Genomic DNA, 23,982 nt, shown 5'->3' on the forward strand with positions numbered 1-23,982 from the left:
CGTATGACGGGCTACTCGGCGGCGGGGCCGTAGACCTCGACACTGTCCGAAACACGCCGGACGTGAATGCAGTCGCCCGGACACTCCTTCGCCGAGTCCACCACGTCCTGGAGGAGCGGAAGCGGCACGGGCGTTGTGGCGCCGACCGACTGGAGCAGCTCGTCGTCGGCGCTCTTCACGTATGCCAGCCCGTCGATGTCCAGCTCGAACACCTCGGGCGCGTACTGGGCGCAGATGCCGTCCCCGGTACAGAGGTCCTGGTCGATCCAGACCTCGAGCGCCTGGGCGCCGTCGCTGGTGGGAGCCTCGTCCTGCACGGTCATTTCTCCTGCCGTTCCTGCGCGGTTGAACCAATTGAAGCCAGCCCTGACGGGTGTTGAACACTTCGACGATACAACCGGCCGCTTTCCGATGTTGTTGGGTGGGTATTCCCCAGGAGTGAGGGAGTACGCAAGGGTGAAGATCAGACACACCCCGACGGTCTTTGTGATCTAGGGGTTTCAATCACCAGCCGCCCAGGTAGGGTCAGGAAGCGTCCAGCTCCCCTTGGAGGAGGTGAGGACCGTGGCAGCCCACGACGACGACATCAACCGCGGCACCCGGCCCGCGCGAGGGTCCGAGGACCCCGCCGGCCAGGTTGCCTATCTCGAGCAGGAAATCGCCGTCCTGCGCCGCAAGCTCGCCGACTCTCCGCGTCATACGAGGATTCTCGAAGAGCGGATCGTCGAGCTGCAGACCAACCTGGCAGGCGTGTCCGCGCAGAACGAGCGGCTCGCCAATACACTCCGTGAGGCCCGCGACCAGATCGTGGCCCTCAAGGAGGAGGTCGACCGGCTCGCACAGCCGCCGGCCGGCTTCGGTGTCTTCCTGCAGGCCAATGAGGACGGGACCTGCGACATTTTCACCGGGGGCCGCAAGCTCCGGGTGAACGTGAGTCCCAGCGTCGAGCTCGAAGAGCTCAGGCGCGGCCAGGAAGTCATGCTCAATGAAGCGCTCAACGTGGTCGAGGCCATGGAGTTCGAGCGCGCCGGGGACATCGTCACCCTCAAGGAGATCCTTGAGGACGGCGAGCGCGCCCTGGTGATCGGGCACACCGACGAGGAGCGGGTGGTGCGGCTCGCCGAGCCACTGCTGGACATCACCATCCGCCCCGGCGACGCCCTGCTGCTCGACTCCAGGTCCGGTTACGTCTATGAAGTGGTGCCGAAGAGCGAGGTCGAGGAGCTCGTCCTCGAAGAGGTCCCGGACATCGACTACGACAAGATCGGCGGTCTGGGCGACCAGATCGAGCTGATCCGCGACGCGGTCGAGCTTCCGTACCTCCACCCCGACCTCTTCAAGGAGCACGAGCTGCGGCCGCCGAAGGGCATCCTGCTCTACGGTCCGCCCGGCTGCGGCAAGACCCTCATTGCCAAGGCCGTCGCCAACTCCCTTGCCAAGAAAGTCGCCGAGGTCACCGGGCAGCCCGCGGGGAAGAGCTACTTCCTCAACATCAAGGGCCCCGAGCTCCTCAACAAGTACGTCGGTGAGACCGAGCGGCACATCCGCCTGGTCTTCCAGCGTGCCCGGGAGAAGGCGAGCGAGGGCACCCCTGTCATCGTCTTCTTCGACGAGATGGAATCCCTCTTCCGCACCCGTGGATCAGGCGTCAGCTCGGACGTGGAGAACACCATCGTCCCGCAGCTGCTCGCCGAGATCGACGGTGTGGAGGGCCTGGAGAACGTCATCGTCATCGGCGCCTCCAACCGCGAGGACATGATCGACCCGGCGATCCTCCGGCCGGGCCGGCTCGACGTCAAGATCAAGATCGAGCGTCCGGACGCGGAGGCGGCCAAGGACATCTTCGCCAAGTACCTGCGGTCGTCGCTGCCGCTGCACACGGACGACCTGGCCGAGCACCGGGAGAACCCCGACGCCGCGGTCAGCGCCATGATCCAGTCGGTCGTGGAGCGGATGTACACCGAGTCCGAGGAGAACCGCTTCCTCGAAGTCACGTACGCCAACGGCGACAAGGAAGTCCTGTACTTCAAGGACTTCAACTCCGGTGCGATGATCCAGAACATCGTCGACCGGGCCAAGAAGATGGCCATCAAGGCGTTCCTCGACCAGGGACAGAAGGGTCTGCGGGTCTCCCACCTCCTCCAGGCATGCGTGGATGAGTTCAAGGAGAACGAGGACCTGCCGAACACCACGAACCCCGACGACTGGGCCCGTATCTCCGGCAAGAAGGGCGAGCGGATCGTATTCATCCGCACCCTTGTCACCGGAAAGCAGGGCGCGGACACCGGGCGATCCATCGACACGGTGGCGAACACCGGTCAGTACCTGTAAAAGGCAGGGCGGCTGCGGGTCCCCCGGCGGGTACCCGCAGCCGCCGTGTTTTCCGGCCTTCGGCCGCAAGGACAGCAATGCCTGTAATGATCTCCCCAGCGGCGCCACGGCGTTCTACGCTCTTCGGTATCACCGAGTCGCGCAGTGCGGGGAAGGGCGACCGCGCACGCACCGGAGAAGCAGCGGTACTTGAGCGACGTTCCCGCGAGGGGCGCTGCCGGGCAAGGAGGGCCGCATGACCGTACGGCGGGTAATGGGCATCGAGACGGAGTACGGCATCTCCGTTCCGGGCCACCCGAACGCCAATGCCATGCTCACCTCGTCCCAGATCGTCAACGCCTACGCGGCGGCGATGCACCGGGCGCGCCGCGCCCGCTGGGACTTCGAGGAGGAGAACCCGCTGCGGGACGCGCGAGGCTTCGACCTCGCCCGGGAGACCGCGGACACCAGCCAGCTGACCGACGAGGACATCGGCCTGGCCAATGTGATCCTCACCAATGGGGCACGCCTCTACGTCGACCACGCCCACCCGGAGTACAGCTCCCCGGAGATCACCAATCCGCGTGACGCCGTCCTCTGGGACAAGGCGGGCGAGCGGATCATGGCGGAGGCCGCCGAGCGGGCCGCCGAGATCCCGGGCGCGCAGCCGATCCATCTGTACAAGAACAACACCGACAACAAGGGCGCCTCGTACGGCACGCACGAGAACTACCTGATGAAGCGGGAGACCCCCTTCTCGGACATCGTGCGCCATCTGACCCCCTTCTTCGTCTCCCGCCAGGTGGTCACCGGGGCCGGCCGCGTCGGGATCGGCCAGGACGGCCACGAGCACGGCTTCCAGATCAGCCAGCGCGCGGACTACTTCGAGGTCGAGGTCGGCCTCGAGACCACGCTCAAGCGGCCGATCATCAACACCCGCGACGAACCCCACTCGGACGCCGAGAAGTACCGCCGGCTGCATGTGATCATCGGCGACGCGAACCTCTCGGAGATCTCCACCTACCTCAAGCTGGGCACGACATCCCTGGTGCTCGCGATGATCGAGGACGGGTTCATCAAGGTGGACCTCGCCGTCGACCAGCCGGTGCGCACCCTGCACGAGGTCTCGCACGACCCCACGCTCCAGCAGCTGGTCACCCTGCGCAGCGGCCGCACCCTCACCGCCGTACAGCTCCAGATGGAGTACTTCGAGCTGGCGAGGAAGTACGTGGAGGAGCGGTATGGGGCGGACGCCGATGAGCAGACCAGCGACATCCTGGGCCGCTGGGAGGACGTGCTGAACCGGCTGGAGAACAACCCGATGAGTCTGTCGGGGGAGCTCGACTGGATCACGAAGCAGGAGATCCTGGAGGGCTACCGCCGCCGGGACGGTGTCGACTGGGACGCGGCAAGGCTCCATCTGGTGGATCTGCAGTACGCGGATGTGCGGCCCGAGAAGGGCCTGTACAACCGTCTGGTGGCCCGCGGGAAGATGAAGCGCCTGCTGGACGAGCCGGACGTCGTACGGGCCGCGGCGAACCCGCCCGAGGACACCAGGGCCTATTTCCGCGGCCGCTGTCTGGAACAGTACGCGGACGATGTCGCCGCGGCCTCCTGGGACTCCGTGATCTTCGATCTGCCGGGCTACGACTCACTGCAGCGGGTGCCCACACTGGAGCCGCTGCGCGGGACCCGCAGCCACGTCAAGGAGCTCCTCGACCGGTGCCGGACGGCGGAAGACCTGGTCCGAGTGTTGCAGGGCGGCTGAAAAGCCCCGCCGGTGGGAATCATCAGGGTAGGTCCCGGACGTTGAGGAAAGTGCGGGGCCAATGTCGGACCCCGCTTGTAGTGTCTGATCAAGCGGGTCCGATCTGGTTCTGGCCGGGTCGGTCCGTTCCAGCAGCTCAGTCTGTTGCAACCTGTTGCAACTTCAACTACATCGAACCGAGCGGGGTGAGGTAGATGGCGACCAAGGACACCGGCGGCGGGCAGCAGAAGGCGACGCGCTCCACCGAGGAGACCGAGGAGCAGGCGCCTGAGGCGCAGGGCTCCGAGGACCTCAAGGAGCGCCAGGAGAAGCTCTCGGACGACGTCGACTCCGTTCTGGACGAGATCGACGACGTGCTCGAGGAGAACGCCGAGGACTTCGTTCGGTCATTTGTTCAAAAGGGTGGCGAGTAGCCCCTGTTGTCCGTGGCCGGTGCGGCCGGCGGAAGCCGACCGCACCGGGACGGATGACCGGCGCGGGCACGGGTAAGGTCCGTTCACAGTCCGCAAGATCGGTCCGGCCTCCAGAAGGCGGGGCCGCCGCCCATCCGGAAGGAAACGCGTGGAAGCCAACCCTCGTAGCACCGGGCGTCTGCCGGCCGCTTTCCTGACGCCGGGGTCCTCCTCGTTCATGGACTTCCTGTCCGACCACTCACCGGAAATCCTGCCGGGCAGGCGGCCGTTGCCGCCCACCCAGGGCCCGGTCGAGGCGCCGCACGGGACGACCATCGTGGCCGCGACCTTCCCCGGCGGGGTCGTGCTCGCCGGAGACCGGCGCGCGACCATGGGAAACATGATCGCGCAGCGCGACATCGAAAAGGTCTTCCCGGCCGATGAGTACTCGGCGGTCGGGATCGCGGGCACGGCCGGGCTCGCCGTCGAGATGGTCAAGCTCTTCCAGCTCGAACTGGAGCATTTCGAGAAGGTCGAGGGCGCCACCCTCTCCCTGGAGGGCAAGGCCAACCGGCTCTCCACGATGATCCGCGGCAATCTCTCCATGGCCATGCAGGGCCTCGCCGTGGTCCCGCTCTTCGCGGGGTACGACGTCGACCGTGAGAAGGGCCGGATCTTCTCCTACGACGTCACGGGCGGCCGCTCCGAGGAGCACGGGTACGCCTCCACCGGCTCCGGCTCGATCTTCGCCCGCGGCTCGATGAAGAAGCTCTACCGCGATGACCTGACGGAGCAGCAGGCCACCACCCTGGTCGTACAGGCGCTGTACGACGCGGCCGACGACGACTCGGCGACCGGCGGGCCCGATGTGGCGCGGCGGATCTACCCGATCGTCACCGTCATCACGGACGAGGGCTGCCGCCGGCTGACCGATGAGGAGGGCTCCGAGCTCGCCCGTTCGATCCTGGCGCGCCGTCTCGAACAGCCCGACGGCCCGCGCGCCGAGCTGCTCTGAGGCCCTTCCGATGCACTCGTCACTGACAGAAAGGGACGGATAGCCGGTGTCGACCCCGTTCTATGTCTCACCTCAGCAGGCCATGGCCGACCGGGCGGAATACGCCCGGAAGGGCATCGCCCGTGGTCGCAGCCTGGTCGTGCTGCAGTACGCCGACGGCATCGTCTTCGTCGGCGAGAACCCGTCCCGCGCGCTGCACAAGTTCAGCGAGATCTACGACCGGATCGGCTTCGCGGCCGCCGGCAAGTACAACGAGTACGAGAACCTGCGGATCGGCGGTGTGCGCTACGCGGATCTGCGCGGCTACACCTACGACCGCGACGATGTGACGGCCCGTGGTCTGGCGAACGTCTACGCGCAGACGCTGGGCACGATCTTCTCCAGCGCGGCCGAGAAGCCGTACGAGGTGGAGCTTGTCGTCGCCGAGGTCGGGTCCGAGCCCGACGGCGACCAGATCTACCGGCTGCCGCACGACGGATCGATCGTCGACGAGCACGGTTCGGTCGCGGTCGGCGGCAACGCCGAGACGATCAGCACCTTCCTGGACCAGCAGCACCGCGAGGGAATGACGCTCGCCGAGGCGCTGAAGCTGGCCGTGCAGGCGCTGTCCCGCGACACCAACGGAGGCGAACGGGAGATCCCCGCCGAGCGTCTCGAAGTGGCGGTGCTCGACCGGACCAGGCCGCAGCAGCGCAAGTTCAAGCGGATCGTCGGCCGCCAGCTGGCCAGGCTGCTCGACGCGGACGACGCGTCGACCGCCGAGACGGACGCGCCGTCGGACGAGGACGAGTAGCCAGGTCGGCACCCGGCTCCGTCCGTGCCCCGGTCCGCCTGCGGTCCGGGGCACGCGCATGTGGTGCCGCCCGGCAGCCTCCGGCGGGGGCTGTGAGTGCGGGGCAGGGCCGGAGCCGTCAGTCGCAGCCCGGCACCGGAGCCGGGGCCGTTGAGCCGCGTACGAGAAGATTCACCGGGAGGTCCCCGCCTTCGGCCGGGCGGCCGTCGAGAACGGCGAGCAGCGCCGCCATGCCGCGCTGCCCGATCTGCTCGGCCGGCAGGGCCACCGTCGTCAGCTCGGGCTCGATCGCGGTCGCGAGGGCCAGATCGTCGAAACCGGTGACGGAGAGGTCCTCGGGCACCCGCAGCTCCAGCCGGCGCGCCGCCTTGCAGGCCCCAGCGGCCAGGATGTCGTCGTCACAGATCACCGCGGTCGGCCTGGGGCCGGGGCCGCCGAGCGCCTCCTCCACCGCCTGCCGCGCGGCGTCCACGGACAACGGGGCGGTGACGGTGCGGACTTCCGCGCCCCGCAGCGCCGACCGCAGCGCGGTGGCCCGTACGTCGAAGGTCCAGGAGTCGACCGCCGGGGCGAGATGGAGGAATGCGCGGTGCCCCAGCGCGAGCAGATGGCCCGTCACCTGGCGCATTCCGTCAGCGATGTCGAGGTTCACATGGGCCGCGGCCCCCGGCTGGTCCGGATCGCTGTCCAGCATCACCAGCGGCAGACCGGACTCCTGGATCGCGGCGAGCGCGCCGACGGCCATCGACGAGGCGATGACCCCGTCCAGCGCGGTCCGTGCCGAGCCGAAGGGATCGCGGGCCGGGCCCACGCCGTCGGGGGAGGGGTAGAGCACCACCCCGAAGCCGTGCTCGGCCGCCTCGGCGGCGGCGCCCGTGTAGACGCGGGCGAAGAACTCGGTGGTCAGCGCGGGCACCACGAGCAGCACGGTCCGGGTCCTGCCCAGGCGCAGATCCCGGGCGGCGAGATTCGGCCGGTAACCGAGCCGCCGAGCGGCGTCACGGACCAGGCCGGCGGTGCGCTCCGAGACCCGTCCGCGCCATTTGCCGCCCAGCACCAGCGAGACGGTGGCCTGGGAGACGCCTGCGGCGCGAGCCACGTCACGGCTGGTGGGGCGGGCCGGAACCACTGGTTCCGGGCTCGTCGCTCGGGCGTCCACTCGGGCCTCCGTCCGGCCTGTTCCCGACCGCGGCCATCTGGACTCGCGGTCTGCGCACATGGTACGTATGACCCCGGACGTTATACGTAACACTCCTTTCAGGACCGCAGGACCGCAGGACCGCAGGACCGCAGGACTGCTCGGCCGGAAGCCGCAGCACCGGACGCCGCTGCACCGGAAGACAAGACGACACAGGACAAGGGGCGGACATGGCCGCGGGATACGCGGAACTCTTCGGCACCAGGCATGTGACGCGGCTGCTCACCGGCACCCTCGTCGGCCGGCTGCCGAACGCGACGGCCGCCATCGCCATCGTGCTCTTCGTCCGCGCCGAAGGCGGCAGCTACTCGCTCGCCGGGGCGCTCTCCGCCGTCTACGGAGTGGCCACAGCGGTCGGTCAGCCGCTGCTCGGCCGCGCCGTCGACCTCTTCGGGCAGCTCCGCGTGATGCTGCCGGCGGCGCTGGTGTCCGCCCTCGGCATGGTGCTGTTCGCGGTCGCGGGCACCGATCCGCTGCCGCTCGCGGTCGCCGCCATGCTGATCGCGGGGCTCTTCACACCGCCCCTGGAGGGCGGGCTGCGCGCCCTGTGGCCCAGCGTCCTGAAGCGCGAGGACCGGGTGCACGCCGCGTACGCGATGGACGCGGTGGCCCAGGAAGTCATGTTCACGGTCGGCCCGCTGCTGATCACCCTGGCGGTCTCGCTGTGGTCGGCGGCCACCGCCCTGGTGGCCGTCAACGTACTCGGGGTGCTCGGCGCGCTCTCCGTCGTCGTCTCGGAGCCCTCCCGCGGCTGGCGGTCCGCACCCCGTGAGGCCCACTGGCTGGGCGCGCTGCGCTCGCCCGGACTGCTCGCGCTCCTCGGGGCGTTCTTCTTCGTGGGCCTGGCGCTCGGCTCGATCACGGTCGCCGCGATCGCGTACTCCGACGGTCACGGCGGCGACGGGACGTACGGCGTGCTGATGGCCGCGATCGGCCTCGGCGCCCTCGTCGGCGGGCTGCTGTACGGCGCGCGGCAGTGGCCGGGCGCCGCGGAGAAGCGGCTGCGCGTCATCGTCGGCGCGCTGGCGCTCTGCTATCTGCCGCTGATGCTGGTGCCAGGGGTGACCGCGATGTCCGTACTGATGACCGTGGCCGGCGTCTTCCTCGCCCCGGCCATCGCCTGCGCCTTCATCGTCGTCGACCGGCACGCCCCGCGCGGCACGGTCACCGAGGCGTTCTCCTGGCTGGTGACGACCTTCGGGGTCGGCGCCGCGCTGGGCACGGCCGTCGCGGGACCGGCCGTCGAGGCGGGCGGGGCGCCCGCCGGGTTCGCCGCCGCTGGAGGCGGGGGGATCGCCGCGCTGCTCGTCCTGCTGGCCACTCAGCGGGTCCTCGCAGCTCCCGGCCGTACCGGCTCCGTCGTGGCCGGTTCCGAAAATGATCGAAACGGGGCCGTCGAACCCGGTTTCAGGACAGGCCATCAGGCGTAATGTTCAGTCATGGACCGCCGCATTTTCGGGCTGGAGAACGAGTACGGCGTCACGTGCACATTCAGGGGACAGCGCCGACTGTCACCTGACGAAGTGGCGCGCTACCTCTTCCGCCGTGTTGTGTCATGGGGCCGCAGCAGCAACGTCTTTCTGCGGAACGGCGCCCGCCTCTACCTCGACGTGGGATCGCATCCGGAATACGCAACTCCCGAGTGCGACAACGTGGCTGAACTGGTCACGCACGACAAGGCGGGCGAGCGCATTCTGGAAGGTCTGCTCGTCGACGCCGAACGCCGCCTGCACGAGGAGGGAATCGCGGGCGACGTCTATCTCTTCAAGAACAACACCGACTCGGCGGGAAACTCCTACGGCTGCCACGAGAACTATCTCGTCGCCCGCCACGGAGAGTTCTCGCGGCTCGCGGACATTCTCATCCCCTTCCTCGTCACCCGCCAATTGCTCTGCGGCGCGGGCAAAGTGCTGCAGACCCCGCGCGGAGCGGTCTTCTGCGTGAGCCAGCGGGCCGAGCACATCTGGGAGGGCGTCAGTTCCGCGACCACCCGCTCCCGTCCCATCATCAATACCCGCGACGAGCCGCACGCGGACGCCGAGCGCTACCGCAGGCTGCACGTCATCGTCGGCGACTCGAACATGTCCGAGACGACCATGCTGCTCAAGGTCGGCGCGACCGACCTCGTCCTGCGCATGATCGAGGCGGGCACGGTGATGCGTGATCTGACGCTGGAGAACCCGATCAGGGCCATCCGGGAGGTCAGCCACGACATCACGGGCCAGCGCAAGGTGCGCCTCGCCAGCGGGCGGGAGGCATCGGCCCTGGAAGTGCAGCGCGAGTACTACGAGAAGGCCGTGGACTTCGTGGACCGCCGCGGCATCCGTACGGGCCAGGTCGCGCAGGTCCTTGAGCTGTGGGGCCGCACGCTCGACGCGATCGAGGAGGAGGACCTCGACCGGATCGGCACCGAGATCGACTGGGTGATGAAGTACAAGCTCATCGAGCGGTACCGGGACAAGCACAACATGACCATGTCGAATCCGCGGGTCGCCCAGATAGACCTCGCCTACCACGACATCCACCGGCAGCGCGGGCTGTACTACCTGCTGGAGAAGCGCGGACAGGCCGCACGCATCTGCGAGGACCTGAAGATCTTCGAGGGCAAGTCGGTGCCCCCGCAGACCACCAGGGCGCGGCTGCGCGGCGACTTCATCCGCCGGGCCCAGGAGCAGCGCAGGGACTTCACCGTCGACTGGGTCCACCTCAAGCTCAACGACCAGGCGCAGCGCACCGTGCTCTGCAAGGACCCCTTCAGGTCGGTCGACGACCGGGTGGAGAAGCTGATCGCCGGGATGTGACCGTCCTCACCCCGGTCGCGCGAGGGCCCCGCACACATTCAGTGCGCGGGGCCCTCGCGCATGCCGTGAGCCCACATGGGGGACAAGGAGTCGTAGAGTGGCGGCCACTGACACCCCCACTACCCCGAGGACCACTGTGCGACGCCGTTTTGCTGCCTTGCTCATCGTGCCGGCCCTGGTGCTGACCGCCTGCGGAGGTGAGGACTCCAAGAAGAAGGACGACTCGTCCTCACCGCCCGACAAGGCCGCCGCGTCGACGGCCGTGCCCAAGCCTGTCGATTCGGCGTCCCCGCTGCCGACGGTCTCGGGCGCGGCCGGCAAGAAGGCGACCATCACGGTCCCCAAGAAGGACCCGAGCGGCAAGTTCGTCATCCACACCCTCTCCGAGGGCAGTGGTGCCGTGGTCAAGAAGAACGACCTGGTGATGGCCGACTTCACCGGCAAGGTCTGGAAGAGCGGCAAGGACATCGGCAGCTCGTTCGACAAGGGCGGCGCCCCGCAGCTCATCACCGCCGGTTCCAAGACGATCATCCCGGCCTTCGCCGACGCCGTCACCGGCAAGAAGATCGGCAGCCGGGTCCTGGTCGTCGCGCCGCCCAACGCGGCCTTCGGCAGCCAGGGCCAGCAGCAGCTCGGGGTCACCGGCAAGGACACCCTGGTCTTCGCGCTGGACATCAAGAAGGTGATCCCGAAGAAGGTCGAGGGCACCCAGGCGCCCACCTCGTCGGACCTGCCCCAGGTCAAGGCGGACAAGGAAGCGCCCGCCACCATCTCCGTACCCAAGAGCGACCCGCCGAAGAAGCTGGTCGACAAGGAGCTGATCCAGGGCAAGGGCGCCACGGTCAAGAAGGGCCAGACCGTCTACATGCAGTACAGCGGTGCCGCCTGGAAGCCCAATGAGGGCAAGGCGTCCGCGACCCTCTTCGACTCGTCCTGGAAGACCGGCACGCCGTTCCAGACCGCCATCGGTGAGGGCGCGGTCATCAAGGGCTGGGACCAGGGCATCGTCGGCAAGAAGGTCGGCAGCCGGGTCCTGCTGGTGATCCCGCCGGACCTGGCGTACGGCGACAAGGCCCAGGGCTCCACCCTGCCGGCCAAGTCGACGCTGGTCTTCGTCGTCGACATTCTGGCGGCAGTGTAAGACTGTCCCGGTTGCCCAGTACCAAGAAGTAGGAGCACTTACGTGAGCATCGAGAAGCCCGAGGTCGACTTCCCGGGCGGCGAGCCGCCGGCCGACCTGGAGATCAAGGAGATCTGGGAGGGCGACGGCGCCGTCGCCAAGGCCGGGGACAAGGTCAAGGTCCACTACGTGGGCGTGGCCTTCTCCACCGGTGAGGAGTTCGACGCGAGCTGGAACCGTGGCACGCCGCTGGAGTTCCAGCTCGGTGTCGGCCAGGTCATCTCCGGCTGGGACCAGGGTGTCCAGGGCATGAAGGTCGGCGGCCGTCGCCAGCTGACCATCCCCGCGCACCTCGCGTACGGCGACCGCGGCGCCGGTGGCCGTATCAAGCCGGGCGAGACGCTGATCTTCGTCTGTGACCTGGTCGCTGTCTGACCGGAAGTGATCGTTTCCGAGGGTCCATGCCTGCCGGCATGGACCCTCGGCTTTTGACCCGGCACCGCGGAGCGGTACGGTCGGCGGTCGTGGAACGTGCCGTGTTCCACGTGCTGCGTTCTTCCCGGGGAAGCGCCCCGGCGGACACACCCGGACTTCCAGAGAGGGCGTCGATGGCGATTGCCAAGGCCGAGCGGCTCATGAATCTGGCACTGTGCCTGCTCGGAACCAGGCGCCCCCTCAGCAAGCGTGAACTGCGGGGGTCCATCGAGGCGTATCTGGAAGCGGGATCGGACGAATCCTTCAACCGGATGTTCGAGCGGGACAAGGACGATCTCCGTGAACTCGGCCTGGTCATCGAGACGGTCGACAGCCTGGACGGGGACGCCGGTTATCTGGCCCGCCGCGACAGCAACAGGCTTCCGCCGGTGGCGCTCGACGCCGAGGAGGCCGCGGCGCTCGGGCTGGCCGCCAAGGTCTGGCAGCAGGCCCGGCTGGCCGGCGCGGCCAGCGGCGCGCTGCAGAAGCTGCGCGCCGCCGGTATGCCCGAGGCCGATGACCCGTACGCCGTGCAGCACGGCGCCCTCGAACCCCGTATCCCGGTGCACGAGGCCGCGTTCGAGCCGCTGATGCTGGCCTGCCGCGACCGCCGCCCCGTCGTCTTCGACTACCGCAAGGCCAACGCGGCCCGCCCCGAGGCCCGTCAGGTCGAACCCTGGACACTGGAGTGCTGGCGCGGCCACTGGTATCTCGCGGGCTGGGACCGTGAGCGCGGCGCCGAGCGGGTCTTCCGGCTCTCCCGCATCACCGGCAAAGTCCGTGCCAGGCCAGGTGTGTTCACGGCCCCGGTGCCGGACGTGGTGACGGTGCGCGAGACCGTGGAGACCTGGGCCGGTGAGACCGCGACGCGCGGCGCGCGGATCCGGCTGCGCTCGGGCGCGGGATACCCGCTGCGCTCCCGCGCCACCGCCGTCCGGGAACTCGGCGACGGCTGGGACGAGTTGGAGATTCCGTACGGACACGGCCTGGACGCCTGGCTGGTGGAGTTCGGCCCCGATGTGATCGTGCTGGACCCCGCTGACCTGCGGGCCGATGTGGTGGACCGGCTGCGCGCCGTGGCCAAGGACTGAGGGGCACATGGCTACGAACGCGATCGACCAGACCCGCCGGATGCTGTCCCTGGTGACCTATCTGCGCGAGCGTCCCGGCGCCCGTGTCGGGGACGTCGCGCGCGCCTTCGGCATCACCGAGGACGAGCTGATCTCGGACCTGGACGTGCTGCCCATGTGCGGGACGAGCTTCCGCGGCGGCGACCTGCTCGACATCGACACCGACGGCGAGTCCATCTGGTGGCACAACGCCGACGACGTGGCGGCCCCGCTGCGGCTCGCCGCCGACGAGGCCACGGCCCTGCTGGTGGCCGCGCGCGCCGTGGCGACACTCCCGGGGCTCCGCGAGGGCGACCGGCAGGCGCTGCTGCGGGCCACCGCCAAGCTGGAGGCCGCCGCGGGCGAGGCGGCGGGCGCCAGCTCCCGGCTCTCGGTGACCTTCGAGTCCGAGGGCGGGGTGTTCGCCGACGTCGACCGGGCCATCTCGGAGCGGCGCAGGCTCTGGCTGCGGTACTACTCACCGGCGCGCGACGAACTGACCGAGCGTGAGGTCGACCCGATCAGGCTGTTCGCGGTCGGCCATACGTACATGGAGGCGTGGTGCTACCTCTCCGAGGCCCGGCGCACCTTCCGGCTCGACCGGGTCGCCGAGATCCGGCTGCTCGACGAGCCGTCCGCCCCGCCCGAGCTGGAGCTGCGTGATCTGTCGGCCGGGCTGGTCCAGCCCGCGGCCGAGGACCCCGAGGTCGTGGTCGAGGTCGGCCCCGGTGGCCGCTGGGTCGCCGAGTACTACCCGCACGACAGCGCGGATGAGCTCGCCGACGGCGGGCTGCGCATCACCCTGCGCACCCCCGACCCCGCCTCGCTGCGCAGGCTCGCCCTGCGGCTCGGCCGGGACGGGCGCATCGTCTCGCCGGCGGACCTGGCGGCCAGCGCGCGGCTCGCGGCCCGTGAGGCGCTCGCCGCCTATGACGGGCAGGAGGAGAGGAGTTGAGGGATATGTCGGTTATGCCTGGATTCTCGGCACAGGTGGGCCCGGTCATCTTCCGGGCCGCCTGCCCGGACTGCCGCAGCCGGTTCGAGCTGGCGGCGGGCGCGCTCCGGCTCGCGATCGGTGCCAGCAGGCGCACCACCTTCTACTCCTTCACCTGCCCGGACTGCGGTTCCTCGGTCCGTAAACCGGCCGGTGAGCGGATCGTCGAACTCCTCACCGGCGGGGGCGTACGGACGCTGCGCCTCCACTCCACTCTCTAGGGCGTGCACATGTTCTGGCCGATGACCGCGATCGTCCTGGGGTTCCTCGGAATCGCTGTGCTGGGTGTGCTCGCCATCAGGGTTTTCGTCGAGGCCCAGCGCCTCGGCAGCCAAGTGGCGCGCGCCACACAGCAGATCGGTCAGGCCGCCGACGGCCTGGAGCGGGCGGCCACCGGGCTCGCGCGGAGCGGTGAAAGTTTGCGATAGAGGCGCCGGGCTCTGCTGCCGGGCCGTTTCGAGCGGTACGCTACTGGTCGCGGGCCCGGGAGCGAGGCGCGGGCCGCAGGCGCGAGTCTGCACAGGCATTGCCCTGCGTTTACCCCCGCGGGTTACGATCGCTGCCAGCACGACGACCGGACGCCTGTCCGATCGGTCGGGCAGTCCCACCCCAGCCGCCTCGGTGAGAAGGTACAGCTTATGTTCGGAAGGCTCGGCGCCCCCGAGATCATCCTGATCCTCGTCGTCATCGTCCTGCTGTTCGGTGCGAAGAAGCTTCCGGACATGGCCCGTTCGCTGGGCAAGTCCGCCCGCATCCTCAAGAGCGAGGCCAAGGCGATGAAGTCGGAGGGTCAGCAGACCGCTCCGGCCGACCCCCCGCAGGACCCCCAGGCCGACGTCCCGCGTACGATCCAGGCCGCTCCGGGAGACGTGACCAGCGCCCGTCCCGTGACCGAGCCTTCGGACTCGACCAAGCGCTGACAACCGGGCCGGAGCGGGCACCGCGGTGAGCGGCTGCCCGCCGCACAGATGAGGACGTGGGTTGCTCGTGTCTGCCCGCAAAGTGGAGAGGGATCCCGACGGGCGCATGCCCCTCGTGGAGCACCTGCGTGAGCTGCGCAACCGGCTGGCGAAAGGGCTGCTGGGGATCGTCGTCGTCACGATCGTCGCTGCCTTCTTCTACAGGGACATCATTGAATTCTTCACCAACCCGGTGCTGCATGCCGTGGGCTGCCATTCGAGCTTCACGGAACTCTCGCACCAGCGGGACGGGACCTGCGCACGGATCGTTCTGAACGGTCTGCTCACACCGTTCACGCTGGCCCTCAAGGTCTCCCTGATGGCCGGTGTGGTGCTGTCCTCGCCGATCTGGCTCTACCAGCTGTGGGCCTTCGTGGCGCCGGGGCTGCACAAGCACGAGCGCAAGTACACCATCGGCTTCGTGGCGGCGGGCTTCCCGCTCTTCCTCGCCGGTGGCTTCTTCGCGTACAAGACCCTCCCCACGATGGCGAAAGTCCTGCTGGACTTCTCGCCGGCGGGCCTCGACAACCAGCTGCCCCTCGACGATCTGCTCGACCTGATCACCCGGATGGTGGTCGTCTTCGGGCTCTCCTTCGAGCTGCCGCTGCTGCTCGTCATGCTGAACTTCGTCGGGATCATCACCGGTAAGCGGATGGCCGGCTGGTGGCGCGGCATGATCATGGGGATCACGGTCTTCGCCGCGGTCGCCACGCCCAGCACCGACCCGCTGACGATGCTGGCGCTGGCCGGACCCATCTGGGTGCTGTACGGCGTCGCCACGATCATCGCCGTGCTGAACGACCGCAGGAAGGCGCAGCGCGCCGCGGCGGGCCCGGACGACGACGAGGCGTCCGAGCTCGACCTCACTCCCGAGGCCATAGACGAGGTCGAGACCGTGCCCGCGTCGCGGGTCCCGGGGCAGGCCGGCGGCGAGACCGACGGTTCCAGCTCCAGTGGTCTGGGCGGTTACGACGACGTGACCTGACCTTGTAGGGTCCGGCGGGTGACCAGCGAGATCACCCTCTTCGTCAATCCCACCGCAGGACGCGGCCGGGGCGCGCACGCCGCGCAGCCGGCCGCTTCCGCGTTGCGGGACGCCGGCTTCTCCGTACGTACGGTGCTCGGCAGCGACGCGCCCGACGCGCTGCGCCGGGCACATGAGGCCGTGCGGGGCGGGACCGGCGCGCTCATAGCCGTCGGCGGGGACGGCATGATCAGCCTCGCCCTCCAGGCCGTCGCCGGTACCCGCACCCCGCTGGGCGTGGTGGCCGTCGGCACCGGCAACGACTTCGCCCGCGGGCTGGGGCTGCCGGTACGGGACCCGGCGGCCGCCGCCCGCTCGGTGGCCGATGCGCTCAAGGGCGGGAACATCAGGGAGATCGACCTCGGCCGGGTCGCCCCGGGCGGCGGTGCGGATCCGGCTGACGGTACGGATCCGGGCGGCGCCGGGCCCGGGCGGGACGGCGGGCGCTGGTTCGGGAGTGTGCTCGCCGCCGGGTTCGACTCCCGGGTCAACGACCGCGGGAACCGGATGCGCTGGCCGGCCGGCCGGCTGAAGTACGACCTGGCGATGATCGCCGAGCTGGCCGCCTTCCGGCCGGTGCCCTACCGGCTGGTGCTGGACGGGGGACCGGCCCTGGAGATCGAGGCGACGCTCGTCGCCGTCGGCAACGGACCGTCGTACGGCGGTGGCATGCGGATCTGTGCCGGTGCGGAGCTGGACGACGGCCTCTTCGACGTCACGGTGGTCGGCGCCTGCTCCCGCACCACGCTGGTCAGGGTCTTCCCGAAGGTCTACCGGGGCACCCACCTCGGGCACCCCGCCGTCACCTCGTACCGGGCGCGCCGGATCGAACTGCGGGCCGCCGGGATCACCGGGTACGCGGACGGCGAGCCGCTGGGCGCGCTGCCGCTGACCGCTGAGTGCGTACCGCAGGCGGTCCGGGTCATCGGCGGCTGAAATGCCATCGGCAGTTGAAATGCTCAAATAAAGATCGCGCTGACTGTCCGAGGCGGCGGGTAGGCTCGATGACAAGATGACCGAGGACCTTTCGCCCGCTGAGCGTTATGCAGCTGCCCGCGTCCGCGCTGTCGAAGAGGCCACCGCGCTGGCCCCCTTCCGGCGGATGTACGACTTCGACCTCGATCCGTTCCAGATCGAGGCGTGCCGTGCCCTGGAGGCGGGCAAGGGTGTGCTCGTCGCGGCACCCACCGGCTCGGGCAAGACGATCGTCGGCGAGTTCGCCGTGCACCTGGCCCTGGAGCAGGGCCGCAAATGCTTCTACACCACCCCGATCAAGGCGCTGTCCAACCAGAAGTACGCGGACCTCGCCAAGCGGTACGGGGCGGACAAGGTCGGCCTGCTCACCGGTGACAACAGTGTGAACGCCGACGCCCCGGTGGTCGTCATGACCACCGAGGTCCTGCGGAACATGCTGTACGCGAGCTCGCAGGCGCTCCTGGGCCTCGGCTATGTGGTGATGGACGAGGTGCACTACCTCTCCGACCGCTTCCGCGGGGCCGTCTGGGAAGAGGTGATCATCCACCTGCCGGAATCGGTGACCCTGGTCTCGCTCTCCGCGACCGTGTCCAACGCGGAGGAGTTCGGCGACTGGCTGGACACCGTACGCGGCGACACCGAGGTGATCGTCTCCGAGCACCGTCCGGTCCCGCTCTGGCAGCACGTCCTCGCCGGGCGCCGGATGTACGACCTGTTCGAGGAGTCGACGGACCACGGCGGCCGGGGCGGCGCCAAGCGCGAGGTCAACCCGGACCTGCTGCGGATGGCACGGCAGGAGAACCAGCGCACGTACAACCCGCGCGACCGGCGGCGCGGCAAGATGGTGCGCGAGGCGGACCGCGAGCGCGAGCGGCGCTCCCGCAGCCGGATCTGGACCCCCAGCAGGGCCGAGGTCGTCGCCCGCCTCGACGCCGAGGGGCTGCTGCCCGCCATCACCTTCATCTTCAGCAGGGCCGGCTGTGAGGCCGCCGTCCAGCAGTGCCTCCACGCGGGGCTGCGGCTCAACCCCGAAGAGGCCCGCAACACCGTCCGCGAGCTCGTCGAGGAGCGCACCGCCGCCATCCCGCGCGAGGACCTCCATGTCCTCGGTTACTACGAGTGGCTGGAAGGTCTGGAGCGGGGCATCGCCGCGCACCACGCCGGGATGCTGCCGACCTTCAAGGAGGTCGTCGAGGAGCTGTTCGTACGCGGGCTCGTGAAGGCCGTGTTCGCCACGGAGACCCTGGCGCTCGGCATCAACATGCCCGCCCGCTCGGTCGTCCTGGAGAAGCTCGTCAAGTGGAACGGCGAGCAGCACGCCGACATCACCCCCGGCGAGTACACCCAGCTGACCGGCCGCGCCGGGCGGCGCGGTATCGATGTCGAGGGCCATGCCGTGGTGCTCTGGCAGCGCGCCATGGACCCCGGCGCGCTCGCCGGCCTCGCCGGTACCCGTACCTATCCGCTGCGCTCCAGCTTCCGGCCCTCGTACAACATGGCCGTCAATCTGGTGCAGCAGTTCGGGCGGCACCGCTCGCGGGAGCTGCTCGAAACGTCCTTCGCGCAGTTCCAGGCCGACAAGTCGGTCGTCGGGATCTCCAAGCAGGTGCAGAAGAACGAGGAGGGCATCGCGGGCTACCGCGAGGGCATGACCTGCCACCTCGGGGACTTCGAGGAGTACGCCCGGCTGCGCCGCGATCTCAAGGACCGTGAGACCGAGCTGGCCAAGCAGGGGGCCGTGCAGCGGCGGGCCGCCGCCGCCGACGCGCTGGAGAAGCTCAGGCCGGGCGATGTCATCCATGTGCCGACCGGCAAGTTCGCCGGGCTCGCGCTGGTCATCGACCCGGGACTGCCGGCCGGCCGGGCCAACGGGCACCGGGGCTTCGAGGCGTACGACGGGCCTCGCCCGCTGGTGCTGACCGCCGAACGCCAGGTCAAGCGGCTCGCCTCGATCGACTTCCCGGTGCCGGTCGAGGCCCTGGACCGGATGCGGATCCCCAAGTCGTTCAACGCGAAGTCGCCCCAGTCCAGGCGTGATCTGGCGTCCGCGCTGCGCAGCAAGGCCGGTCACATCGTGCCCGAACGGCACCGCAAACCGCGGGCCGCCGCCGCCGACGACCGGGAGATCGCCCGGCTGCGCACCGAGCTGCGCGCCCACCCCTGCCACGGCTGCGACGAGCGCGAGGACCACGCCCGCTGGGCCGAGCGCTACCACCGGCTGCAGCGCGACACCCGGCAGCTGGAGCGCCGGATCGAGGGCCGCACCAATACCATCGCCCGCACCTTCGACCGGATCTACGCCCTGCTGACCGAGCTGGACTACCTCCGGGGCGACGAGTCGACCGTGCACGGCAAGCGCCTCGCCCGGCTCTACGGCGAGCTGGACCTGCTGGCGTCGGAGTGTCTGCGGGAGGGCGTCTGGGAAGGGCTCAACCCCGCCGAGCTGGCCGCGTGCGCGTCGGCGCTGGTCTTCGAGGCGCGCCAGGCCGACGACGCCGTCGCACCCAAGGTGCCGTCGGGGGCGGTGAAGACCGCGCTGGGCGCGATGGTCCACATCTGGGGCAGGCTCGACGCCCTGGAGGAGGACTTCAAGATCAACCAGACGGAGGGCGTGGGCCAGCGCGAGCCCGACCTCGGCTTCGCCTGGGCGGCCTACCAGTGGGCGTCCGGCCGGGACCTGGACGAGGTGCTGCGCGACGCCGACATGCCGGCGGGTGACTTCGTCCGCTGGTGCAAGCAGGTCATCGACGTCCTGGGCCAGATCGCGGCCGCCGCACCCGGCGAGAACAGCACGGTCTCGCGCAACGCCCGTAAGGCGGTCGACGCGGTCCGGCGGGGTGTGGTGGCGTACAGCTCGGTGGGCTGACCGGCACCCCCGGCCGTATTACGGGCCCGTACCCCGGCCGCATCCCGGCCGCGTGCTGTGGAGCGCCGTCGTGGAGCGTGCCGTCGTGGAGCCCCCGGTGGGAGCAGTCCTGCCGGGGGCCGCGGCCGTTTCAGCGGCCGGCCGCCCACGCGTCGTACGCCGTCCAGGCCAGCAGCGAACGGCCGCTCTCGAAGCGGTGCTCGGCGCCGGTCACCGGATCGGTGAACTCCAGTACCCGGGCCAGCAGTTGCAGCGGCCTGCGGAAGTCGTCCGGGGCCGGGTCCGTGACGACGGGGAAGAAGGGATCGCCGAGCAGCGGGACACCCAGCGCGTTCATATGGACGCGCAGCTGGTGGGTACGGCCGGTGACCGGGGTCAGCCGGTAGCGGGCGAGATCGCCCGTGCGTCCGGTCAGCTCGATGCGGGTCTCGCTGTTCGGCTCGCCGGGTGTCTCGAAGGCCGCGACGATTCCCGGCACTTTCTCGATACGGCTGCGCGAGACGTGCGGCAGTGCGAGGCCCGGCAGATAGGGGGCGACGCCCTCGTACTCCTTGTGCACCTTCCGGTCCCGGAACAGCGTCTGGTACGCGCCGCGCTCCCCGGGCCGTACGGAGAACAGCACAAGCCCCGCAGTCAGCCGGTCCAGCCGGTGGGCGGGGCTCAGCGCGGGCAGCCCGAGATCCTTGCGGAGGCGTGCCAGCGCGGTCTGGGTGATGTGCCGGCCCCGGGGTGTGGTGGCCAGGAAGTGCGGTTTGTCGGCGACGACGATGTGCTCGTCGCGGTAGCGCACCTCGATGGGGAACGGAACGGGCACCTCGTCGGGGAAGTCCCGGTGGAACCAGACCGAGCCGCCCGGCGTATAGGGCGTGTTGGCCAGGACCGGCCCGTCCGCCCCGACGAAAGCGCCTCTTTGCAGCATCGCGTCGACCTCGGCGGCGCCACCGGGCAGCCGCTCGGCCAGATGCTCCCGGACGGTGGCCCACGCACCGTCCACGGGCAGCCGCAGCCGTACGGCGTCGATGCCCTCGCGCTGGGGCAGCGGGCCCGGGAGCCGGGAAGTCCTGCGTCTCATGGTGGCTCAAGAGTACGAGCGGGGGCAGGGCGGACGCACCCGCCCTGCCCCCGCTCGTACGGAACAGGCCGCCACGCCCGCGCCCGCTCCGGCTGCGCCTGCTCCGGCGGTGCTTACTTCACCGTGCTTACTCCGGCCGTGCTTACTTCGGCATCAGCACCGAGTCGACGATGTACACCGTGGCGTTGGCCGTCGGGACGTTTCCGCACACCACGTTCGAGGCGTTGTTGACCTTGTACGAGACACCGGAGCCCGCGGTGGTGAGCTTGCTCTTCTCCAGCGTCGGGTAGCTGCCGTTCTCCAGCATCTTCGGCGTGAGCTTCTTGCCGACGACGTGGTACGTGAGGATCTTGGTGAGCATCGCCTTGTCGTTGAGGACCTTGTCCAGCTGAGCCTTCGGGATCTTGTTGAAGGCGTCGTTGGTCGGGGCGAACACGGTGATGTTCTGGGCGTTGTTGAGGGTGTCGACCAGGCCGGCCTTCTTGACGGCCGTCACCAGGGTGGACAGCGCCGGGTTGTTCGAGGCGGCGGTGGCGACCGGGTCCTTGGCCATGCCGTTGAAGCTGCCCGCGCCGTTCTTCGGGACCGTGGCACAGCCGGGGCCGAACGGCTTGCTGGTGTCCATGGCGTTCGACTTGGTGGCCGCGGCCGACGGCTTGTCCGCGCCGGCCTTCGAGTCGTCCTTCTTCGAGTCGTTCGACGAACAGGCCGAGAGCGCCAGCGGAAGGGCGACCGCGCCGACGACGGCGAGCGTGATGCGGGGGAAGCGAGTGGTGCGCATGGGGTTCTCCTCGTGGAAAGGGGGACTCAACAGGTCTGTATGGGATGGGGCACAAGCGGAGTGAGGCGCCGCCGCACAGCGCTTCGCGCAGCGGGTGTTCTGTCCGAACCCCGGTGCGGCCGCGTCTCTCCGAAGTGCACTCACGTCGGCTATTCGGGCCCGGTGCGCTTCCGGATTGGTCTGTCATTCGATCGGGTGATGGACCAATCCAGGTGGACTCCGGCTGCGAATGCCTGGTGAGGGCGGTGCCCGACACGGCTCGGCGGAAGGAGCGGCATGGCGGACCAGAGGCGACGGACGGCAGTGGTGGGAAGCGGGATCGCGGGGCTGACCGCCGCGCATGTACTGCAGCGCGCACACGAGGTCTCGCTGTACGAGGCGGACGACCGGCTCGGCGGCCACGCGCACACCCACGACATACCGTCGGCCGACGGCCGGGTGCACGCCGTCGACTCCGGGTTCATCGTCCACAACCAGCGCACCTATCCGCAGTTGCTGCGGCTCTTCGCCGAACTGGGCGTCGAGACGCAGGAGTCGGAGATGAGCATGTCGGTACGGTGCGAGGGGTGCGGCCTCGAATACGCCGGTGCGCGCGGCCTGTCCGGCCTCGTCGCCCAGCCGCGCAACGCGTTCCGCGGCCGCTATCTGAGGATGCTCGCCGAGGTCCCGCGCTTCCACCGCCTCGCCCGGAAGCTGCTCGCCGCCGACTCCGGTGTCCAGGCGCTCACCCTGGGTGAGTTCCTCGGCCGCGGCGGCTTCTCCCCGTACTTCACCGCGCACTTCATGACACCGCTGGTCTCAGCGGTGTGGTCCTGCGATCCGGTGACCGCGCTGGGCCACCCCGCGGTGCCGCTCTTCCGCTTCCTGGAACACCACGGCCTGCTCTCGGTGACCGGCTCCCCGACCTGGCGCACGGTGACCGGCGGTTCCCGTACGTACGTCGACCGGGTCGGCAAGGAACTCACCGCGCTGCACACCTCGACCCCGGTCCGCGGCATCCGGCGCGTCGGTGGCGGTGCCGCCGGCGCGGGCGGTGTCGAGATCACCACGGACGACGGCACGGCCGAGCGGTACGACTCGGTGGTCATCGCCGTCCACCCCGACCAGGCGCTCGCCCTGCTGACCGACCCGACCGAGCAGGAGAGCAGCGTCCTGGGCGCCTTCCGGTACTCGCGCAACCCCACCGTGCTGCACACCGACACCACGATCCTGCCGCGCAGCCCACGGGCCCGGGCCTCCTGGAACTACCTGATGCCGCGGTGCGCCGCCGGGGCCGACCGGGTGCAGGTCAGCTATGACATGAACCGCCTCCAGCGCCTCGACGCGCCGGAGACCTACGTCGTCACCCTGAACGGCGCGGACCGGATCGCCCCCGACCGGGTGCTCGACCGCATGGTGTACGAGCACCCCGTACTCGACGTCGCGGCGGTGGCCGCGCAGCGGCGGCTGCCCGGGCTGAACAACCCGGTCACCGCCTACGCGGGCGCCTACCACGGCTCGGGATTCCACGAGGACGGCTGCCGTTCGGGCGCCGCCGCCGCACAGGCGCTGGGGGTGAGCTGGTGAACGCCGTCTACCCGTCCACGGTCACCCATGTGAGGACCGCTCCGAAGCGCCACACCATCCACCACCACACCTATCTGTGGCTGATCGACCCCGACGCGCCGCCCCTGCTGCCGCGCCCGCTGCGCCCGCTCGCCCGGTTCGACGCCCGCGACCACTTCGGCGGGGGAGAGCGGACCATCCGCGCGGGGCTGGAGAAGTTCCTGTCCGCCCGTGGGGTCGACCTGGGCGGCGGCAGCGTGCTGATGCTCACCAACGCGCGGGTGTTCGGCCATGTCTTCAACCCGCTGACCGTCTACTGGTGCCACGGCGCCGACGGGCGTCCGCTGTGCGTCGTCGCCGAGGTGCACAACACGTACGGCGAGCGGCACTGCTATCTGCTGCACCCGGACCTGGCGGGCCGGGACGTCGTACCCAAGGAGTTCTACGTATCGCCGTTCTTCCCCGTGGACGGCGACTACCGGATGCGGCTGCCCGAACCGGGCGAGCGGCTGAGCCTCGCGGTGCATCTGGAACGCGGCGGCGCTCGCCCGTTCACCGCGACCGTACGGGGGGAACGGCGGGCCGCCACCCCGGCCGTTCTGCTGCGGACGGTGCTCCGCCATCCGTGGTCGACCATGGCCGTCTCCTTCGGGATCCGGGTACATGGCATCTGGCTGTATCTGCGCGGGCTGCCCGTCCAGCCCCGTCCCCGTCATCTGCCCCAGGAGGGCGTGAAGTGAGTGTGTCCGTGTCCCCGGCGTCTCCCGGATCCGCTGGATCTCCCGG

23 protein-coding genes are annotated in these 23,982 nt (G+C 69.7%); 19 read left to right on the plus strand and 4 right to left on the minus strand.

Annotated elements, in window-relative coordinates:
- Positions 1 to 11: 11 nt before the first annotated feature.
- A complete protein-coding gene (locus OG510_RS31115; protein ID WP_164263904.1) occupies positions 12 to 323 on the minus strand; it encodes a ferredoxin in 312 nt (103 codons plus the stop codon).
- Between the two features lie 241 nt (positions 324 to 564).
- Here OG510_RS31115 and arc point away from each other — a divergent pair, with 241 nt between their 5' ends.
- The 5 genes from arc to prcA all read left to right on the plus strand — a co-directional run bounded on the left by arc (position 565) and on the right by prcA (position 6,278).
- Positions 565 to 2,331 carry a proteasome ATPase gene (gene arc / locus OG510_RS31120; protein ID WP_164263902.1) on the plus strand — a complete coding sequence of 589 codons (1,767 nt, stop codon included), beginning with the start codon at positions 565 to 567 and terminating at the stop codon, positions 2,329 to 2,331.
- A gap of 235 nt (positions 2,332 to 2,566) precedes the next feature.
- Positions 2,567 to 4,078: a depupylase/deamidase Dop gene (dop, locus tag OG510_RS31125; RefSeq protein WP_406141178.1), complete on the plus strand. Its 1,512-nt coding sequence runs from the start codon at positions 2,567 to 2,569 to the stop codon at positions 4,076 to 4,078.
- Between the two features lie 194 nt (positions 4,079 to 4,272).
- Positions 4,273 to 4,491: a ubiquitin-like protein Pup gene (locus OG510_RS31130; protein ID WP_164263898.1), complete on the plus strand. Its 219-nt coding sequence runs from the start codon at positions 4,273 to 4,275 to the stop codon at positions 4,489 to 4,491.
- Positions 4,492 to 4,639: 148 nt separating this feature from the next.
- The gene (prcB, locus tag OG510_RS31135; RefSeq protein ID WP_164263896.1) at positions 4,640 to 5,485 is read left to right on the plus strand and encodes a proteasome subunit beta; all 846 of its coding nucleotides are present in this window, start codon (positions 4,640 to 4,642) and stop codon (positions 5,483 to 5,485) included.
- Between the two features lie 46 nt (positions 5,486 to 5,531).
- On the plus strand, positions 5,532 to 6,278 hold the full coding sequence (gene prcA / locus OG510_RS31140) for a proteasome subunit alpha (RefSeq protein ID WP_164263894.1): 747 nt from the start codon (positions 5,532 to 5,534) through the stop codon (positions 6,276 to 6,278).
- 118 nt (positions 6,279 to 6,396) lie between these two features.
- On the opposite strand, the gene OG510_RS31145 is transcribed toward prcA, so the two are convergent.
- On the minus strand, positions 6,397 to 7,497 hold the full coding sequence (locus tag OG510_RS31145) for a LacI family DNA-binding transcriptional regulator (RefSeq protein ID WP_406141181.1): 1,101 nt from the start codon (positions 7,495 to 7,497) through the stop codon (positions 6,397 to 6,399).
- Positions 7,498 to 7,646: 149 nt separating this feature from the next.
- On the opposite strand from OG510_RS31145, the gene OG510_RS31150 reads away from it, so the two are divergent.
- The 12 genes from OG510_RS31150 to OG510_RS31205 all read left to right on the plus strand — a co-directional run bounded on the left by OG510_RS31150 (position 7,647) and on the right by OG510_RS31205 (position 19,798).
- Positions 7,647 to 8,906 (plus strand): MFS transporter, encoded by a 1,260-nt coding sequence (locus tag OG510_RS31150; RefSeq protein ID WP_406141183.1) that lies wholly within the window; start codon positions 7,647 to 7,649, stop codon positions 8,904 to 8,906.
- A gap of 9 nt (positions 8,907 to 8,915) precedes the next feature.
- Positions 8,916 to 10,277: a Pup--protein ligase gene (pafA, locus tag OG510_RS31155; protein WP_164263889.1), complete on the plus strand. Its 1,362-nt coding sequence runs from the start codon at positions 8,916 to 8,918 to the stop codon at positions 10,275 to 10,277.
- Positions 10,278 to 10,413: 136 nt separating this feature from the next.
- The gene (locus OG510_RS31160; RefSeq protein WP_164263924.1) at positions 10,414 to 11,418 is read left to right on the plus strand and encodes an FKBP-type peptidyl-prolyl cis-trans isomerase; all 1,005 of its coding nucleotides are present in this window, start codon (positions 10,414 to 10,416) and stop codon (positions 11,416 to 11,418) included.
- A gap of 42 nt (positions 11,419 to 11,460) precedes the next feature.
- Positions 11,461 to 11,832, plus strand: a complete 372-nt coding sequence (locus OG510_RS31165; RefSeq protein ID WP_406141184.1) for an FKBP-type peptidyl-prolyl cis-trans isomerase — start codon at positions 11,461 to 11,463, stop codon at positions 11,830 to 11,832.
- Positions 11,833 to 12,005: 173 nt separating this feature from the next.
- Positions 12,006 to 12,962, plus strand: coding sequence for a YafY family protein (locus OG510_RS31170; RefSeq protein ID WP_164263884.1), 957 nt, complete (start codon positions 12,006 to 12,008; stop codon positions 12,960 to 12,962).
- A 7-nt stretch (positions 12,963 to 12,969) separates the two neighbouring features.
- Positions 12,970 to 13,935 carry a helix-turn-helix transcriptional regulator gene (locus OG510_RS31175; protein ID WP_406141185.1) on the plus strand — a complete coding sequence of 322 codons (966 nt, stop codon included), beginning with the start codon at positions 12,970 to 12,972 and terminating at the stop codon, positions 13,933 to 13,935.
- Between the two features lie 14 nt (positions 13,936 to 13,949).
- Positions 13,950 to 14,195 carry a hypothetical protein gene (locus tag OG510_RS31180; protein WP_406142644.1) on the plus strand — a complete coding sequence of 82 codons (246 nt, stop codon included), beginning with the start codon at positions 13,950 to 13,952 and terminating at the stop codon, positions 14,193 to 14,195.
- Positions 14,196 to 14,204: 9 nt separating this feature from the next.
- A complete protein-coding gene (locus OG510_RS31185; protein WP_164263922.1) occupies positions 14,205 to 14,402 on the plus strand; it encodes a hypothetical protein in 198 nt (65 codons plus the stop codon).
- A gap of 210 nt (positions 14,403 to 14,612) precedes the next feature.
- Positions 14,613 to 14,894, plus strand: a complete 282-nt coding sequence (gene tatA, locus OG510_RS31190; RefSeq protein WP_164263878.1) for a Sec-independent protein translocase subunit TatA — start codon at positions 14,613 to 14,615, stop codon at positions 14,892 to 14,894.
- A gap of 61 nt (positions 14,895 to 14,955) precedes the next feature.
- Complete coding sequence (gene tatC, locus OG510_RS31195; RefSeq protein ID WP_164263876.1) at positions 14,956 to 15,918, plus strand: twin-arginine translocase subunit TatC; 963 nt, start codon at positions 14,956 to 14,958, stop codon at positions 15,916 to 15,918.
- An 18-nt stretch (positions 15,919 to 15,936) separates the two neighbouring features.
- Positions 15,937 to 16,893, plus strand: a complete 957-nt coding sequence (locus tag OG510_RS31200; protein ID WP_406141187.1) for a diacylglycerol kinase — start codon at positions 15,937 to 15,939, stop codon at positions 16,891 to 16,893.
- Between the two features lie 76 nt (positions 16,894 to 16,969).
- A complete protein-coding gene (locus OG510_RS31205; RefSeq protein WP_406141188.1) occupies positions 16,970 to 19,798 on the plus strand; it encodes a DEAD/DEAH box helicase in 2,829 nt (942 codons plus the stop codon).
- 130 nt (positions 19,799 to 19,928) lie between these two features.
- On the opposite strand, the gene OG510_RS31210 is transcribed toward OG510_RS31205, so the two are convergent.
- Both OG510_RS31210 and OG510_RS31215 read right to left on the minus strand, forming a co-directional pair.
- On the minus strand, positions 19,929 to 20,870 hold the full coding sequence (locus tag OG510_RS31210; protein WP_406141189.1) for an RluA family pseudouridine synthase: 942 nt from the start codon (positions 20,868 to 20,870) through the stop codon (positions 19,929 to 19,931).
- Between the two features lie 142 nt (positions 20,871 to 21,012).
- On the minus strand, positions 21,013 to 21,651 hold the full coding sequence (locus OG510_RS31215) for a fasciclin domain-containing protein (protein WP_164263868.1): 639 nt from the start codon (positions 21,649 to 21,651) through the stop codon (positions 21,013 to 21,015).
- Between the two features lie 276 nt (positions 21,652 to 21,927).
- On the opposite strand from OG510_RS31215, the gene OG510_RS31220 reads away from it, so the two are divergent.
- Both OG510_RS31220 and OG510_RS31225 read left to right on the plus strand, forming a co-directional pair.
- A complete protein-coding gene (locus OG510_RS31220) occupies positions 21,928 to 23,217 on the plus strand; it encodes an NAD(P)/FAD-dependent oxidoreductase (protein ID WP_406141190.1) in 1,290 nt (429 codons plus the stop codon).
- The gene (locus OG510_RS31225; protein WP_406141191.1) at positions 23,214 to 23,936 is read left to right on the plus strand and encodes a DUF1365 domain-containing protein; all 723 of its coding nucleotides are present in this window, start codon (positions 23,214 to 23,216) and stop codon (positions 23,934 to 23,936) included. The genes OG510_RS31220 and OG510_RS31225 overlap by 4 nt, the downstream gene beginning before the upstream one ends.
- The last annotated feature ends 46 nt before the right edge of the window (positions 23,937 to 23,982 follow it).

Origin of the sequence: Streptomyces sp. NBC_01089 (assembly GCF_045162975.1) — a bacterium.
Lineage (GTDB): Bacteria > Actinomycetota > Actinomycetes > Streptomycetales > Streptomycetaceae > Streptomyces.